The organism is Synechococcus sp. A15-60 (assembly GCF_014280095.1).
In the GTDB taxonomy this organism is placed as follows: Bacteria; Cyanobacteriota; Cyanobacteriia; order PCC-6307; family Cyanobiaceae; genus Synechococcus_C.
The window spans coordinates 683,668-697,707 of record NZ_CP047933.1 but is presented as its reverse complement, the minus strand read 5'-3'; the positions used below and the strand labels follow the sequence as shown (position 1 = coordinate 697,707).

Annotated in this window: 20 protein-coding genes; 7 read left to right on the top strand and 13 right to left on the bottom strand. The window is 62.0% G+C overall.

The genetic code is table 11. The features are described 5' to 3' along the window. Nucleotides 1–4: 4 nt before the first annotated feature. Nucleotides 5–928: a bile acid:sodium symporter family protein gene (locus tag SynA1560_RS03580; protein ID WP_186501566.1), complete on the bottom strand. Its 924-nt coding sequence runs from the start codon at nucleotides 926–928 to the stop codon at nucleotides 5–7. Between the two features lie 68 nt (nucleotides 929–996). Here SynA1560_RS03580 and SynA1560_RS03575 point away from each other — a divergent pair, with 68 nt between their 5' ends. Genes SynA1560_RS03575 through SynA1560_RS03555 form a run of 5 tightly spaced genes read left to right on the top strand, consistent with a single transcriptional unit; the run spans nucleotide 997 to nucleotide 4,442 of the window. Continuing rightward, the gene (locus SynA1560_RS03575; protein WP_186470293.1) at nucleotides 997–2,142 is read left to right on the top strand and encodes an 8-amino-7-oxononanoate synthase; all 1,146 of its coding nucleotides are present in this window, start codon (nucleotides 997–999) and stop codon (nucleotides 2,140–2,142) included. Next, on the top strand, nucleotides 2,139–2,867 hold the full coding sequence (locus SynA1560_RS03570; RefSeq protein ID WP_186470292.1) for an alpha/beta hydrolase: 729 nt from the start codon (nucleotides 2,139–2,141) through the stop codon (nucleotides 2,865–2,867). Before SynA1560_RS03575 ends, SynA1560_RS03570 begins: the two co-directional genes overlap by 4 nt. Then, the gene (locus tag SynA1560_RS03565; protein ID WP_186470291.1) at nucleotides 2,864–3,622 is read left to right on the top strand and encodes a methyltransferase; all 759 of its coding nucleotides are present in this window, start codon (nucleotides 2,864–2,866) and stop codon (nucleotides 3,620–3,622) included. Before SynA1560_RS03570 ends, SynA1560_RS03565 begins: the two co-directional genes overlap by 4 nt. Further along, nucleotides 3,619–4,290, top strand: coding sequence for a dethiobiotin synthase (gene bioD, locus SynA1560_RS03560; RefSeq protein WP_186470290.1), 672 nt, complete (start codon nucleotides 3,619–3,621; stop codon nucleotides 4,288–4,290). Before SynA1560_RS03565 ends, bioD begins: the two co-directional genes overlap by 4 nt. Continuing rightward, nucleotides 4,287–4,442 carry a hypothetical protein gene (locus SynA1560_RS03555; protein WP_186470289.1) on the top strand — a complete coding sequence of 52 codons (156 nt, stop codon included), beginning with the start codon at nucleotides 4,287–4,289 and terminating at the stop codon, nucleotides 4,440–4,442. The genes bioD and SynA1560_RS03555 overlap by 4 nt, the downstream gene beginning before the upstream one ends. A 43-nt stretch (nucleotides 4,443–4,485) precedes the next feature. Here SynA1560_RS03555 and SynA1560_RS03550 read toward each other — a convergent pair whose 3' ends face one another. Next, nucleotides 4,486–4,776, bottom strand: coding sequence for a hypothetical protein (locus SynA1560_RS03550; protein WP_186470288.1), 291 nt, complete (start codon nucleotides 4,774–4,776; stop codon nucleotides 4,486–4,488). A 54-nt stretch (nucleotides 4,777–4,830) separates the two neighbouring features. Here SynA1560_RS03550 and bioA point away from each other — a divergent pair, with 54 nt between their 5' ends. Further along, complete coding sequence (bioA, locus tag SynA1560_RS03545; protein ID WP_255477046.1) at nucleotides 4,831–6,120, top strand: adenosylmethionine--8-amino-7-oxononanoate transaminase; 1,290 nt, start codon at nucleotides 4,831–4,833, stop codon at nucleotides 6,118–6,120. 6 nt (nucleotides 6,121–6,126) lie between these two features. Here the strand turns inward: bioA and SynA1560_RS03540 are convergent, their stop codons facing one another. Together SynA1560_RS03540 and SynA1560_RS03535 are read right to left on the bottom strand one after the other, a co-directional pair. Beyond that, a complete protein-coding gene (locus SynA1560_RS03540) occupies nucleotides 6,127–6,327 on the bottom strand; it encodes a DUF3143 domain-containing protein (protein ID WP_370523180.1) in 201 nt (66 codons plus the stop codon). 7 nt (nucleotides 6,328–6,334) lie between these two features. Further along, nucleotides 6,335–6,895, bottom strand: coding sequence for a J domain-containing protein (locus SynA1560_RS03535; RefSeq protein ID WP_255477045.1), 561 nt, complete (start codon nucleotides 6,893–6,895; stop codon nucleotides 6,335–6,337). A gap of 28 nt (nucleotides 6,896–6,923) precedes the next feature. Between SynA1560_RS03535 and rsmG the strand changes: the two genes are divergently transcribed. Continuing rightward, a complete protein-coding gene (gene rsmG / locus SynA1560_RS03530; RefSeq protein ID WP_186501185.1) occupies nucleotides 6,924–7,688 on the top strand; it encodes a 16S rRNA (guanine(527)-N(7))-methyltransferase RsmG in 765 nt (254 codons plus the stop codon). Here rsmG and SynA1560_RS03525 read toward each other — a convergent pair. The 9 genes from SynA1560_RS03525 to SynA1560_RS03490 all read right to left on the bottom strand — a co-directional run bounded on the left by SynA1560_RS03525 (nucleotide 7,664) and on the right by SynA1560_RS03490 (nucleotide 13,980). Then, nucleotides 7,664–8,872 (bottom strand): aldo/keto reductase, encoded by a 1,209-nt coding sequence (locus SynA1560_RS03525; RefSeq protein WP_255477044.1) that lies wholly within the window; start codon nucleotides 8,870–8,872, stop codon nucleotides 7,664–7,666. The two genes, rsmG and SynA1560_RS03525, sit on opposite strands and share 25 nt — an antisense overlap. Further along, a complete protein-coding gene (locus SynA1560_RS03520; protein ID WP_186501184.1) occupies nucleotides 8,872–9,270 on the bottom strand; it encodes a ferredoxin in 399 nt (132 codons plus the stop codon). The genes SynA1560_RS03525 and SynA1560_RS03520 overlap by 1 nt, the downstream gene beginning before the upstream one ends. Nucleotides 9,271–9,299: 29 nt before the next feature. Continuing rightward, nucleotides 9,300–9,692 (bottom strand): DUF1257 domain-containing protein, encoded by a 393-nt coding sequence (locus SynA1560_RS03515; protein ID WP_186470283.1) that lies wholly within the window; start codon nucleotides 9,690–9,692, stop codon nucleotides 9,300–9,302. Continuing rightward, complete coding sequence (locus SynA1560_RS03510; RefSeq protein WP_186470282.1) at nucleotides 9,692–9,901, bottom strand: DUF2997 domain-containing protein; 210 nt, start codon at nucleotides 9,899–9,901, stop codon at nucleotides 9,692–9,694. Before SynA1560_RS03510 ends, SynA1560_RS03515 begins: the two co-directional genes overlap by 1 nt. 107 nt (nucleotides 9,902–10,008) lie before the next feature. Further along, nucleotides 10,009–10,818 (bottom strand): HEAT repeat domain-containing protein, encoded by an 810-nt coding sequence (locus tag SynA1560_RS03505; protein ID WP_186501183.1) that lies wholly within the window; start codon nucleotides 10,816–10,818, stop codon nucleotides 10,009–10,011. 15 nt (nucleotides 10,819–10,833) lie between these two features. Then, nucleotides 10,834–10,959 (bottom strand): hypothetical protein, encoded by a 126-nt coding sequence (locus SynA1560_RS13740; protein ID WP_255442756.1) that lies wholly within the window; start codon nucleotides 10,957–10,959, stop codon nucleotides 10,834–10,836. A 39-nt stretch (nucleotides 10,960–10,998) separates the two neighbouring features. After that, the gene (locus SynA1560_RS03500; RefSeq protein ID WP_186501182.1) at nucleotides 10,999–12,762 is read right to left on the bottom strand and encodes a sodium:solute symporter family protein; all 1,764 of its coding nucleotides are present in this window, start codon (nucleotides 12,760–12,762) and stop codon (nucleotides 10,999–11,001) included. A gap of 28 nt (nucleotides 12,763–12,790) precedes the next feature. Next, nucleotides 12,791–13,831: a 23S rRNA (adenine(2503)-C(2))-methyltransferase RlmN gene (rlmN, locus tag SynA1560_RS03495; protein ID WP_186470279.1), complete on the bottom strand. Its 1,041-nt coding sequence runs from the start codon at nucleotides 13,829–13,831 to the stop codon at nucleotides 12,791–12,793. Next, nucleotides 13,828–13,980 carry a chlorophyll a/b-binding protein gene (locus SynA1560_RS03490; protein WP_186470991.1) on the bottom strand — a complete coding sequence of 51 codons (153 nt, stop codon included), beginning with the start codon at nucleotides 13,978–13,980 and terminating at the stop codon, nucleotides 13,828–13,830. Before SynA1560_RS03490 ends, rlmN begins: the two co-directional genes overlap by 4 nt. Nucleotides 13,981–14,040: the final 60 nt, after the last annotated feature.

Sequence of the window (14,040 nt, the reverse complement as noted above, 5' to 3'; positions counted from 1 at the left end):
GATCCTAAGGACGCCGCCGCCACAGAGCCGCCAACAGGCTTCCTAACAGGGAATGGATCACGGCTGAAATGGCACCCGGCAACGCGGTCAGCGGGCTGGCAAAGCCACCGGAGCGGGCCAGGACGACAGCCAATCCTGAGTTCTGCATGCCAACTTCAATGCTGATGGTGCGTTGCGCCGGCACCGATTCCCCCATCAACGCCGAAAACAGCCCACCCAGCAGGAACCCGCCGCCGTGCAGCAGCAGTGTGGCCAGCACGAGCAGTCCTCCCTGGCGCAACAGCACCTCCTGCTGACTGCCCACAATTCCACCCACAATCAGCGCGATCGCGAGCACGGCCACCGGAGGCATCAACGGCTCGACACGGGCAGCGAAGCGCGGAAGCCCCTGCTTGAGGGACACGCCCAAGGCCACCGGAACGAGCACCACCTGCAGCACACTGGCCAGCAGGGTCCAACCATCCACGGGCACGTAACGCCCCGCCAGCAGACCGGTGAGCAGAGGTGTCAACACCACAGCCAGCAGCGTGCTGAGCGAGGTCATCACCACCGAAAGGGCGATGTCAGCTCTGGCAATCAGGGCGACCACATTGCTGGCGGTGCCCCCGGGGCAGCAGCCCACGATAATCAACCCAACGGCCAACGGCGGTGCCAGACCCAGCACCCAGGCCACCAAGGCTGCCAGCAACGGCATCACCACAAACTGACAAACCACGCCGAGCAGAACCGGCCGGGGCGCCACCAGCACCCGACGGAAATCAGACGGAGCTAGACCCAGACCCATCCCCAGCATGATCAACGCCAGCGACCAAACGATCACAGGTCCGCTCACCCAGCTAAACCAATCGGGCTGCATCAGTGACAGGACAGCAGCCAACAGAGTCCAGAGAGGAAAGAGGAGGGTGAAATGCTCCAGGGCACGGGCCATGGATGGAGGCCGCATAAGCCAAACAACGTCAACCATCCTGCTGGGCTGTGGGGACCGAGACTGATGGCATGAACATTCCTCCGGCCCGCCGCCGTCAGCTGCGCACCTGGTCTCCATCAGGGAAGGATGGTCGCTTGCAAGCGGGGATGGCGACTGCCGATGAGGGATTGCTGGATCTGGCCAGTAACGACTACCTGAGCCTGTGCCGCCATCCGGCTGTGATCGCCGCAGCCCATGAGGAACTGCTGCGAAGTGGTGCTGGAGCCGCTGGATCGCGCCTGGTGAGCGGCACACGCCCCGTGCATGACCAACTGGAAACCGCTCTGTCCCACTGGTTGGAACGCGAACGGGTGCTGCTGTTTCCCAGCGGTTTCCAGGCCAATCTGGCGGCCGTGAGCGCCCTGGCGGGCCGTCACACGATCGTGCTTGCAGATCGGCTGATTCATCACTCCCTGCTGGTGGGCGTGCAAGCCAGCGGAGCCCGCCTCCGGCGATTTGCCCACAACGACTTACAAGCACTGGAGCATCTGCTGCTGCAATGCCGGGACGATCGTCCCGGCGCTCCGCTGCTGGTGATCACGGAAAGCCTGTTCAGCATGGAGGGAACTAGTCCTGCACTGACTGAGCTATCCGCACTGTGCCGGCAGCACGGAGCACAGCTGCTGCTCGACGAAGCGCACGCCCTCGGCGTGCTGGGTGACGGTGGGCGGGGACTGGGGTACAGGATGAGCGACGTGACCATGATCAGTGGCACCTTCGGCAAGTCCTTCGGTAGCGGCGGCGCTTTCCTGGCCTGTGACGAAGCTCTTGGCGACCATCTGCTGCAGAGCAGTGGGGCCTTCCGATACACCACAGCACTCGCACCTTCGTTGGCCGCGGCGGCCCTCGCTGCTTTGCAGCTGATCCAGGACAATCCCAGCTGGGGGGCGGAGCTGCTGCAACGGGGCGAGATCTGGCGAGCCCGCCTGCAGACCGCTGGCTGGACGCGGCCGATGGGGACCGGTCCGATTCTGCCGCTCGTAGTAGGAGACGACCAAACCTCACTGGACCTGCAGGGGGAGCTGGAGCAAGCGGGTCTGCTCACCGTTGCGATCCGCCCACCGACGGTGCCAGAAGGCTGTGCCCGGCTCCGTCTAGTGCTGCATCGCACCCTGCCCGATGAGACATTGGACTCTCTGATCCAGGTTCTGGCTCGCACCGGCAGTGCTCAATGAAACAGGTCATCGCCATGCATGGCTGGAGCGGCGACGGAGGCAGCTGGCAGGCCTGGGAGCGCCATTTCAGCCGGCATGGCTGGAGCTGGTGCAGTGGCGAACGCGGCTACGGCGACCGCACACCCACAATGCCCTTCTGGCAGACGTCGGAACCAGGGGAATCCCAACCGTGCCGTGCCGTGATTGCCCATTCCCTAGGCCCGCATCTGATCGGGACCGATGTGCTGACGCAGGCCACCGAAGTGGTGCTGCTAGCCAGCTTCGGGCGATTCGTTCCTGAAGGCCCGCAAGGGCGCGCGCTGCGAACAGGTCTTAGAGGAATGCGCAAGGCAATCGGCGGAGCAGGAGAAACTGCCATGTTGCGCACGTTTCTTCGAAGAGCCGCGCAACCCGGCAACGCCGATGGCTTGCCGCATGGCCCCGTGCAGAAGGGGCTCTCTGCGCAAGGCCGAGAGCGGCTTGCCAACGATCTTGACCAACTGATTGCCACCTGTGGCCTGCCCAAGGGACTCCCCTCCAGCGCAAGGGTTCTGGTGGTGGATGCTGAGGAGGATGCGATCGTCGCTCCAGCAGCCCGTCGAGATCAGCTGCTCGCACTCGAACGCCATCTCGAACAACCACCAGAGCATTGGCAGCTGCGCAAGGCAGGCCATGCCTTGCTGGTTCCCGATCTGCTGAAGCGTGTTCAACAGTGGCTGGACCATGCGTCCCCAGGCCCGGCATGACCACCGATGCCTGGGGTGACCGCGTGCTGTCACGCTTCGGAGCCGCGGCCGACCGCTACGACTCGGCGTCCATGCTTCAGCGTGCCGTGGCCTGGCGCCTAGCAGGCCATTGCAGAAGGGTCGGCGTCCCCAAGGGATTGTGGGTTGATCTTGGCAGCGGCACCGGGAACCTCGCTGATGCACTGGAGAGCCATCACCCTGGGCAACAGGTGCTGCGTCTGGACGGAAGTGACGCCATGTTGCGCCAGCAACCGTCATCTGTGCGCACCCAGCTTTGGGACCTGAGGCAACCCCTACCCAGCTGGGAGCTCAGCCCCAGCCTGCTCGCCTCCAGTTTCTGTCTGCACTGGCTGGACTGCCCTGAACAACGGGTGAAGCAATGGCTGAACCGGCTTCAATCGGGTGGATGGCTGGCGCTTGCTCTGCCGGTTGAAGGCTGCTTCCCACAGTGGCATCAGGCTTCTGCACAAAGCGGGATTGCCTGCAGCGCGCTGGCATTTCCACACCACGCGTCGTTGTGTGGTGATCTGGAATCAGAGCAGCTTCAATTCACCCAACAGCTTCACTTCACCACGAGTGCGATCAATCTCCCCCAGCTGCTGAAACCGCTCCGCCGCGTGGGTGCCGGCTCAAGCCGGACCCAGGCTCTACCTGTGCAGGACTGGCGAGCGCTGCAGAGGTGTTGGCCTGATCGCGATGACGATCGAAGGCTCAGACTCACCTGGGTGATCCAACTGCTGCTGATCCGCCGATGACCGCACCCCGGACTCCACTACGCCTTGTGGTCTGCGGCACCGACACAGACGTCGGCAAAACGGTGATCAGCGCCCTGCTCGTCCAGGGCCTGAAGGCCCGCTACTGGAAACCGGTTCAGAGCGGACTCGAGGGCGGCGGAGATCGGCAACGGGTGGTGGATTTAATCGACTTGCCAGCGTCCCAGTGGATACCCGAGGCATACGCCTTTGATGCTCCGGTGTCGCCGCATTGGGCTGCGGAGCTTGAGAATCGACAACTCGACCCCGACCGCCTGACCCTGCCAGCCGACGATGGGACGCCCCTTGTGGTCGAGACGGCGGGGGGACTGCATGTACCACTGAACCGGTCATGGCAGCAGATTGATCAACTGCAGCGCTGGGGGCTCCCCGTGGTGCTCGTGGCTCGCAGTGGTCTGGGCACGCTCAACCACACCCTGCTCAGCCTGGAGGCACTTCGAAACCGCAGCATTCCGGTGCTGGGTCTTGTGATCAACGGTCCCCGGCACGCTGACAATCCGCGCACCCTGTCAGAACTGGGGCATGTTCCCGTGCTGGCTGAACTACCGGTGTTGGAGCCTCTCAACGCAGCTGCACTGGCAGACGCGTGGCAAAAGCAGGGCCTGGGCCCTAAGTTCGAGGCGCTCGCTGCATGCCCAGACCATCAATGACCAGTCGTCAGACCTGGGCCACCGCCGCCGTTGTTCTTCTCTGTGGCGGCATTCTCGTGCTGTTCACGGATGTAGAGGTGCAATTGGTGCGTTGGTTCAACTGCGGACCGATCGCCACTCAAAGCGAACAAGACAGCGAGGTCTGCCGCTGATCCGGCCTTGGCGAACTCAACCAACCCAAAGAGGTTGCCTTGCTTAGCCCAGCGGCCTGGAGCGCAAAGGACAACGCCCCATCAGCAAGGCCACGTGGCGCACAGCCATGGACAGCGGCCATCCCTGGCGCAACTGCTCATGAATCTGTTCGATTTGTGATGGTGACCATCCCCGCATTTCAAGACGTGCCTTGATGCAGGGCCAGCCGCCTTCGAAAAAGATGCTGCGTGATCCTTCACGACCTGGGCCCAATCGCGGTGTCTGAGGCGCCGGCTCCACAAAGCGATTGGAGGGAGATCGCAGCCGGCGACTGCCGACCTGAGGTGTGGTCATTGTCCCCCCTCTTGTCGAACGCCCATGATGACAACAGGCGATCGAACGTGCCCAGTGTCACGGAACCATCACCCCAATCTTTGGCCTCCTTTCACCTCCATCACCACCACTCCACCGCTGGAACAGGTGGTTCGCGGCGAAGGCGCGGTCCTCTACAGAGCGGAAGGGCCACCACTGATCGATGCCATCAGCAGTTGGTGGGTCACGCTGCATGGCCATGCGCACCCAGTGGTGGCTGAGGCGATCGCGGAACAGGCCGCCAAGCTAGAGCAAGTGATCTTCGCTGAATTCACCCATCCCCAGGCGGAACGCCTGGCGGAACGCCTGGCCGGACGCACTGGCCTCGAGCGGGTGTTCTTCTCCGACAACGGATCGACGGCCGTGGAAGTGGCCCTGAAGACGGCCGTGCAGTGGTGGCACAACCGTGGCGAAGCGCGTCAGCAGCTGATTGCCTTCGACGGGGCCTATCACGGGGATACCTTTGGCGCGATGGCTGTCGGGGCGCGCAGTCTGTTCAGCGAACCCTTTGATCCGCTGCTGTTTCCAGTCACCCGGATCCCGTGGCCCCACACGCACTGGAACGACGAGGAGGTGGAACGTCGCGAGCAACAGGCCTTGGACGCACTAGGGCTGGCACTACGGACACCAACAGCAGCGGTGATTCTCGAACCGCTCGTTCAGGGAGCGGGCGGCATGCGCATCGTGCGTCCTCAGTTTCTGCAGGCGGTTGAACAACGGGTGCGCGAGGCCGGCAGTTTGCTGATCGCCGATGAAGTGATGGCGGGATTCGGACGCTGCGGCCGGTTGCTGGCTTCGCAGAGAGCCGGCATCACACCGGATCTCGTGGCTCTGTCTAAAGGGCTCACAGCAGGGTTCCTGCCAATGGGAATCACGCTGGCCAAGGAAGCGATCTTCGAGGAGTTTCTCGGCACCGATCCAACCAAGACCCTGTGGCATGGCCATAGCTTCACGGCCAATCCCCTGGGCTGTGCCGCAGCCAATGCCAGCCTGGATCTGCTCGAAGTCGAGCCGGAACAGCACGAACAATTTGAACAGCGCCATCGGTCCCGATTGGAACGCCTGGCGCAACATCCCAGAGTGCAGCGTCCTCGCCTCTGCGGCACGATCGCCGCCTTCGACCTGGTGACGAGCGGAACCCAGGGCTATCTCAACCCCGCCGGCAAAGTCTTGCGACGACTGGTCAGGGACCAGGGGGTGCTGATTCGTCCTCTGGGGGATGTGGTCTATCTCTTACCGCCGTTGTGCATCAGCGAAACCCAGCTTGATCAGTGCTACGAGGCCATCTCCAACGGATTGGAGGCGTTGCCTGCCAGCGACCTATGAATCGGATCAAGGGCCGAATCGCAGGGCAGCCTCGACGTCGGCTCGGGGCAGCCGGTAGGAATAACTGCAACTTCGCGGTGGCTGCGCCGAATCCCAGATCACTCCAAGGTCTTCCTGATCCAGACGCAACCGCGCCCGCCAGTCAGGCTGTTCCCAAATCCAGTCGCAGGGATCCTGCTCACTCCGGGTAGCACCCAGAGTCTCCAACCAACGTTCAAGGGCTCTGAGGGAGTGCTGGTTGAGCGGCGTTTCTGGCGAAGGGAGTGATGCCATCGGAACCACCGGATTGCTCAGCACTTTTCTGAGTCTGCTCCTCGAGCAACCAGCTCGGCTGCACCTGAAGCTCAAGCCCACGACTCCAGGCCACACCGACACCCAGCAGCAGACAGAGGGCCAGAGCACCCAGCAACAAGAGCAGCGATAGCCATTCCCCCCCGGAAAGAGGCCGGCGCTGACCGATGTTGTCGGGGACTGGAAGCGTGGGGGTCTTTAAGGCTGGGGGATTGTCGCGCTCGCGCAGCGCAGCGTCATAGAGGCGCCGCAGTCCCGGATCCGCGAGCTGTTCATAGGCATCGCGCAGCAATTGGAACTGGTGGGCCGCATCCTCAGCCGGCAAGCGGGTGGTGTCGGGATGCACGGCCTTGCTCAGGCGGCGGAACGCTTGCCGCACGGTGTCGACGTCGGCGCTGCGGGACACGCCCAGACGCTCGTAATGGGTCATGTCCTGGGCCGAAGGAGCCATCGCTTGCAGGAACACCTCCGGCCAGAACGGCATTCTAGAAAGGTCTGAAGGGCAGGCCGCCATGCCGGATTCATCGCCGTTCGCCACGCCAGGGCCGGAACTTTGGAGGTTGCTCGGATGGACTCCGGATCCCCAGCAACTGCAACAGCTGATCGACTTACAAAGGCTGCTGCAGGACTGGAACAGCCGCGTCAACCTCACCCGTCTGGTGCAAGGCGAGGATTTCTGGATCGCGCAAGTGCTGGATAGCCTTTGGCCTCTCTCGCCGGAGCTGGCGAAACCGGAGACACCACGTCGTTGCATTGATGTGGGCACAGGTGGAGGATTTCCTGGGCTAGCCGTGGCGATTGCGCTGCCGGGTGCGCACCTGACTTTGGTCGACTCGGTTGGGCGCAAAACCGCAGCGGTTGCTGCCATGGCGTCTGCACTTGGACTGAGCGAGCGCGTGGTCGTTCGCACCGAACGGGTGGAACGAACGGGCCACGATCCCCGGTGCCGAGGTCAATTCGACCTGGCCATGGCGCGCGCTGTGGCTGCAGCACCAGTCGTGGCGGAATACCTCGTGCCCCTGCTGCAACAGCAGGGACAGGCGCTGCTCTATCGAGGCCGCTGGCAGGCCAGCGACGACGCCGAGCTGCAACCGGCCCTTGAGCTTCTCAACGCACGGACCCATGGCATCAGCCGCACCGAGCTTCCTGCCGATCGGGGCCCACGAACACTGATTCGCATCAGCGCTGATCGCGCAACCCCCAAAACTTATCCCCGCGCCATCGGTGTGCCGACCAAGCTTCCTCTGGGATGTCAGGCCGACGACAGGCGCTCTTGACGTTCTCCGCCTGCTCGATCTCTGAGACGTCGGAGGATTCCAGGAATTTGCTCTCGCCAGGGGCTGTCCTGCAAAACAGCCATCAGATCCGTCTCCGTCACAGTGGCATCCAGAGGATCAGCATTGGAACCAGGAAACCAATGGCCGCCACGCCCCAGCAGACCGTAACGGGCTTTGACGAAACCTTCGAGATCCCAGGCCTCGACAAGGTTGTGCAACCACAGAAGCAGGGGAAGATTCAACTCTCCCGGTGTGTCTTGCCAAGGCGGCAGACCCTGCTGCCAACTGTCCATCCAGGCATCTCCCAGCACCTCCCGCGCCGCCTGATGCAGGCGATGCTCAATCGGCGTGATCAGTGCATCCGCCTGGTTGAGCAGAGCCACCGCATCGAGGTGGAGTCTCAAGTCGTCGGGGGAGGAAGCGCCGACGCTGATCGTGTGCACCCTTGGATCTCGCAGACAGAAGAGATCGTTGAACACGATCGGATGCAGTGGCGACGTTAAGGCGCGGAGCCTCGGTCCAGGCGTGTGCAGGTGTCCCCCCTTGTCCGTCGGACTGATGATGAAGACTCCCATGTCATGGCGATGGGCTGCTGCGATCGCAGGTTCATTGTCTTGACGAATGAAATACCAGTGAAGGTTCACGTAATCGAAACAGTCCGTCTCGATCGCATCGACGATCAGCTCGGGTTCGCCATGGGTGGAGAACCCCACATGGCCAATGCGCCCCTGCTCTTGCCAGCGACGGACCACATCGAGACATCCGCCGGATCGAATGGTCTGCTCGAGATGGTCATGACGATTGATGCCATGAATCGCTAGCAGATCCACCCGTTGCACTTGCAGGCGTTCGAGCGATATCTCCAGCTCAGCCTCAAAGGCCTCGGGATCTGCCTGAGGCGGCACTTTGGTCTGAAGAATCCTTGATGCATCAGGGCTTTCAGGAAGTGCCCAACCCAGTTGCCGCTCCGAGCTGCCGTAATGCCGTGCGGTTTCCACGTGGTGGAAGCCAGCCTCGACGGCTCGACTGAGAGTGTCTTCCAGGAGACGTTGTGATTCTCCGGTGATGGCCTCAGCCGCGAGGTCGGTCCAGCTCTGCTGAAAGCGCATGCCACCCAGAGAGAGCACCGGCATGGCAATCCCTGTGCGCCCAAAGCGTCGTGTCGGCAGGGCAGAGCTGGCCATCAGTCGTGACTGGTGTTGCGTGGCAACTGCCGACGCAGTCGAGCCGGGGAAGGGAGGCCCAGCGGCAGCAATTCCTGAGCATCCAGTTGCCGCTTCAAGGCTGGCAGATCATCAAAGGCGACCCAATGAATGCAATCGACGGGACACGTCTCGATCGCTTCTTGAATGCGTTCAGTGCTATCGCCGTCCTGACGGATCGCACGTGAGCGCCCGAGATTGGGTTCGATGCAGAAGGTGTTGGTAGCGACATGGGCGCAGTAGCGACAGCCAATACACACCGCTTCATCAACCCACACCGCCTTTTCGCGCAATTCACCCCCGAGCACAGGCTCCTTCCCAGTGCGCTTGTCCTGTACATAGGAGGCAGCGACATAGGCGGCCGCCGAGGGATCAACCACTGGTCATCAGAGACGCAACGTGAATGGGCTTAGGCGTCCCAGCGGGTCACCACAAGCTCAATGGAACCGTCCTGGCAATCCGTTTGTTGGGCTACATCGAAGCCTTCCTGGCGGCTGGCTTCAAGAACCGAACGCAGGGCGTAACGCTGGGTGAGCTTGGAGAGGAATCGCTCGACGGGAATGGGCTGACGCCACAGGTCCAAATCGGTGACGAATTCATAGGCACCGCTGGTCTCATTCCAACGGAAACCGAAATCCGCACTGCCCTCGACCGCAACAGCCAGTTCAGCGTCAACGGTTTGCCCCTGATAACCCCGGACAGCCTGCTGACTCTCGCCAGGGGTGTATCCCAGATCTTCCAGCGCTGCTCGGAGTGAGGGGAGCTGACGTAGTTCGGTTTTGACAGTACTGAAGTGAGACATCAGGAAGGCTCGACGGACTGGGGTTGCGACTGGGTCAGGACCTGAGGAGAACAAAAGGCTTCAGCCGTAGGCTGACGCTGTTCAACGGTGCCAAGGGCCGCCTCTAAACGATCCGTGAGCTGCAGACAGGCGTCGCCACTGACACCCTCCACCTGCTCTTCAACACGCCCATCCGGGCGGATGCGGAATCGAACTGTGCGTTGAGGCATGCACCAACACAGAATTGGCCGCATGTTAAGGGCAACTGATCGAAATCTGAGGTTCACCTGTCACAGGATCCGACCAGATTTGAGTCAGAGCTTCAGCCCCTGAGGGGTCAAAGCAGCAGACCTTCGTCCAGGAGAGTTTGCAACCGGTCGACCAAGTCTGGGTTATCCAACTGCTCAAGAGCAGTGCGCGCTTCATCGCGAACAGCAGTTTCCGGATCCTTCAGCAGTGCCGCCACGAAGCATTCGACCACTTCCTCTTGGCGAGGCTTGACCAACATGTCGTGGAGGCGACCGAGTGCCCAGATGCAGTTGCTGCGAACCACAGGCTCGCTGTCGATCTTCAGGCTGAGCAGCAGTTGCCCCGCAGCGAGATCCGCCTTGGCAGGGGAGGTACTGCCAGCCTCAGCTAGAGAAACCGATGCCCAAAGTCGTACGGCTGCAACGTCGACCTGCAAGGCGCGGATCAATGGGTTGAGAACCGGAGCATCTGAATAATTTCCCAAACTCCAGGCCGTGGCTTTGCGCACATAGGCATTGCTATCGACCTGCAGAAGAGTGAGCAACGCCTGTACAGCCTGGGTTGAAGGGTTCCGTCCCAGCGCATAGACGGCACTCATCCTCACCACTGGACACGTCTCGTCCAGCAGCGGCAAGAGCAATGGAACGGCTCGTGGATCACGGTGTTCGCAGAACACTCTGAGGCCCTGAAGCTTTTGGTCATGGCCTTGCTTGAGCCATTCCAAGCCGGCGTCACAGGAACGCACAGCTTCAAGCGCATCCCCTTCTGGATCATCCGGAGCGATCTCATCCAGTGGGTCTCCCACAAGCTCCGCTTCGAGCTCGCGAGCCAGCACATCAGGATCGATGGCCAACTCCGGCCTCGGCTCCTCATTGTGGTTGCCGGATGAATCGCGCATGAGCCGATCGTAATCTCAGCCGATAGGTGCAGGCGCAAGCATGTCACCGGGAAGCCAAATCCTGGCGCTGACGGCCACGAGAGCCAAGGCGAACAGAGCCACGATCAGGATTGGGAGCAGGGTGCTGCGAAAAAAAGCCAAGGCATTGCCTGATTTCATTGCATTGTGACTGGCGCTCGATCAGAGCGCTGCGACCGAACGGCGTGGAAGTCGAAGCAGTGTCAACGACACCACTGCCACCACCAAGCCGAGCCAGCCCAATGGCGTCTGGTGCAGAAGGAAAGCGCCGGAGCCCAACAGGGCACCAAAGAGCACACCCGAACTGAACACAAATCGGGCCAGCAGGTCTGGGAGGCTTTCGCTGGCCTGCACTTCGAAGCGCCGACGCCACTGGTTCCAACCGGGGCCGGGTGGTTGCACCGTCCTCACAAAACGCTCCAACACATCCGAAGACTCTGGTGGTGTCACCAGCATCACTGTGATCCAAACCACCGCGGTGAGCGCGGTGGTGACCATCAGCCGCTGACCGTAATCACTGATCTGAAGCAGGGGCACCACCGACGTGGTGAGGCCTACAACAAAGCCACAGAGCATCGCGGCCAGCTCCGCTGCTGCATTGATCCGCCACCAAAACCAGCGCAGCACAAGCACCACCCCCGGGCCGGTGCCGATGGCGATCACCAGACGGAAGACCGTTCCAATGCTGTCGCTGATCAGAGCGGTTGCCACCCCCAGTACCAACAGCACCACGCTCATCACCTGACCCACCAGAAGCAACTCGCGGGGCGAAGCGTTCGGACGCAGGAAACGTTGATAGAGATCGTGGGTCAGATAGCTGGCACCCCAATTCACGGAGGTGCTCACGGTGCTCATAAAGGCAGCCACGAGCGACACCACCACCAGACCAAGCACCACAGGAGGCAACAACTGCACGGCGAGGGCGGGATAGCTCATCTCCCAATCGCTCTGATCGGGCAGCAACACCAGAGCCGCCAAGGCCACGAGCACCCACAACCAGCTGCGCACCAGATAATTGACCACCAGAAACACCCAGCCGGCAAGACGAGCCTGCTGCTCGTCTTTCGTGGCCAGCATTCGCTGAATGAATTCACCACCACCGTCACTGCGACGGAAGCTCCACCACTGCACGGTGAGGTAGGCCAGGAAGGTCGAGATGCTGATGCCAGCCCCACCGATCCAGTCGAAACCGTTAGGACCCCAGCGCCAGGGAACGAGGGACAGCAACTCAGGGCGCTCGATGGCGCTGAGCTGATCCAGGAGTGAGCCCATTCCACCGGCCGCATGCACCGCTGCCCAAGCCACAGCAGAGGCCCCCAGCAGAGCCAGAAGCAACTGAATGAAATCAGTGATCACCACGGCCCACAGTCCCCCGGCCACGGTGTACGCCAGGACCAATGCAGCGACGATGCTGAGCAGCAGCAGCGTGTCGGGGATTCCCCCGGCGGCGGCCACCGGTCGGTTGGAGACGATGCCCAGAGCCTCCACCACTTTGCGCATGGCGAGGAAGGCATAACCGATGCCGATGCAGTTGACCGGCAATGCCAACAGAAAGGCCTTGATGCCCCTAAGCCAAGCCGCTGCCGGCCCCCCATAACGCAATTCCGTAAAGGCCGCATCCGTGAGCACCCCACTCCGGCGCCAGAGCGGTGCGAACACCACGGCCATTGCCACATGGGCTAAGCCGAACCCCCACCACTCCCAGTTGGCCGCGAGGCCTCGGGTGCCAACAATGCCCGCCACGTAAAGCGGCGTATCGATGGAGAAGGTCGTGGCGGCCATCGAAGCGCCCGCGAGCCAACCGCTGAGGCTGCGACCTGCAACGAAATAGTCATCCTCACCACGGTTGCGTTTGGCCAACCAGAGGCCAAGGGCCAACGTCGCTGCCAGGTAGCCAATCAGGATGATCCAGTCGATCGGGGCCATAAGACCGGGCAGGTGGCCGCAGTCTCCCCTACTTCAGGCGCGAGCGCCGCAGCTGACCGCAGGCTGCATCCTGGTCCAGACCACGGCTAGCCCGCAGGCTGACAGCGATGCCACGACGCTCAAGCACCCGCCTGAAGCCGTCGATGCGTTCACGGGAGGGCCGCTGAAACTCCTCTTCTTCGATTGGGTTGTAAGCAATCAGATTCACATGGCTCTGAAAGCCACCCACACGATCCGCCAGCTCCTCAGCATGCTGCGGACGATCATTGAGATTGCCGAGCAAGATGTATTCAAAACTCACCCGCCGACCGGTCACCGCCAGGTAGTGACGGCAATCCTCGAGGAGATCGTCATAGGGGTAGGCATGCGCGGTGGGGATCAATTCCTCGCGCAGCTGCTGATTCGGTGCATGCAGGCTGACGGCCAGTGTGAATTGCGCGCGACCAAGTGTCTCGAGGGCCAGTTCCGCCAGCTGCGGAAGCGTCTTTGGCACGCCAACCGTGCTCACGGTGATCCGGCGCTGGCCGATGCCGAGATCATCGTTGAGGCAACGAATCGCCTCGAGCACCGCTTGACTGTTCAACAGTGGTTCACCCATCCCCATGAACACGATGTGGGAGGGGCGACGATCCATGGCTTCGCGCACGCTCAGCACCTGATCAACGATTTCATGCGTGCGCAGTGAGCGCTGCAGACCGTCCTTGCCAGTTGCGCAGAAGCGGCAGGCCATCGGACATCCCACCTGGCTGGACACACAAACTGTCAGTCGCTGATCGGTTGGGATGCCAACGGTTTCGATCGTTTCACCGTCTTCGGTGGCCAGCAGAAGCTTGGTGGTCGCATCTGCGGCAACCGATCGGTGCACTTCCTTGAGGCGACCGATAGTCACCCCTTCGTCCTGAAGACTGGATCGCCACGCTTTGGGCAGCACCGTGATGTCATCCAGACAGCGGGCACCCTTGGCGTACAACCAATCGTGGAGCTGCCGGCCCCGGAAGGGCTTCTGCCCCTGGGACACGACCCAGTCTTCAAGCTCGGCCGCGCTGCGGCCGAGCAGGGTCTTGCTCACCAGATCAGGAGGCCATGGCCAAGCTTGATCTCAACCACGAGAAGGGCAATGAAGCCGAGCATGGCAGCACGCCCGTTGAGGCGCTCAGTGTGGGTGTGAAACCCATACCGAGGCAGTCGACGAACCGGGATCGTGGTGGGATCAATCATGGACTGAACGGGCATCGTGGATCAGTTTGGTGGCCGCCGGGGAGCGGCCGCGAGAGCGAG

What these genes read in the sequence shown, in the direction of transcription:
- SynA1560_RS03550 (WP_186470288.1), bottom strand. Translation starts at nt 4,776, where the DNA reads ATGACCACACCTCAGGTCGGCAGTCGCCGGCTGCGATCTCCCTCCAAT.
- bioD (WP_186470290.1), top strand. Translation starts at nt 3,619, where the DNA reads ATGACCGCACCCCGGACTCCACTACGCCTTGTGGTCTGCGGCACCGAC.
- SynA1560_RS03505 (WP_186501183.1), bottom strand. Translation starts at nt 10,818, where the DNA reads ATGCGCGATTCATCCGGCAACCACAATGAGGAGCCGAGGCCGGAGTTG.
- SynA1560_RS03555 (WP_186470289.1), top strand. Translation starts at nt 4,287, where the DNA reads ATGACCAGTCGTCAGACCTGGGCCACCGCCGCCGTTGTTCTTCTCTGT.
- SynA1560_RS03500 (WP_186501182.1), bottom strand. Translation starts at nt 12,762, where the DNA reads ATGGCCCCGATCGACTGGATCATCCTGATTGGCTACCTGGCAGCGACG.
- SynA1560_RS03515 (WP_186470283.1), bottom strand. Translation starts at nt 9,692, where the DNA reads ATGTCTCACTTCAGTACTGTCAAAACCGAACTACGTCAGCTCCCCTCA.
- SynA1560_RS03510 (WP_186470282.1), bottom strand. Translation starts at nt 9,901, where the DNA reads ATGCCTCAACGCACAGTTCGATTCCGCATCCGCCCGGATGGGCGTGTT.
- SynA1560_RS03565 (WP_186470291.1), top strand. Translation starts at nt 2,864, where the DNA reads ATGACCACCGATGCCTGGGGTGACCGCGTGCTGTCACGCTTCGGAGCC.
- SynA1560_RS03490 (WP_186470991.1), bottom strand. Translation starts at nt 13,980, where the DNA reads ATGATTGATCCCACCACGATCCCGGTTCGTCGACTGCCTCGGTATGGG.
- SynA1560_RS03535 (WP_255477045.1), bottom strand. Translation starts at nt 6,895, where the DNA reads ATGCCGTTCTGGCCGGAGGTGTTCCTGCAAGCGATGGCTCCTTCGGCC.
- SynA1560_RS03525 (WP_255477044.1), bottom strand. Translation starts at nt 8,872, where the DNA reads ATGGCCAGCTCTGCCCTGCCGACACGACGCTTTGGGCGCACAGGGATT.
- SynA1560_RS03580 (WP_186501566.1), bottom strand. Translation starts at nt 928, where the DNA reads ATGGCCCGTGCCCTGGAGCATTTCACCCTCCTCTTTCCTCTCTGGACT.
- SynA1560_RS03575 (WP_186470293.1), top strand. Translation starts at nt 997, where the DNA reads ATGAACATTCCTCCGGCCCGCCGCCGTCAGCTGCGCACCTGGTCTCCA.
- rsmG (WP_186501185.1), top strand. Translation starts at nt 6,924, where the DNA reads ATGCCGGATTCATCGCCGTTCGCCACGCCAGGGCCGGAACTTTGGAGG.
- SynA1560_RS03570 (WP_186470292.1), top strand. Translation starts at nt 2,139, where the DNA reads ATGAAACAGGTCATCGCCATGCATGGCTGGAGCGGCGACGGAGGCAGC.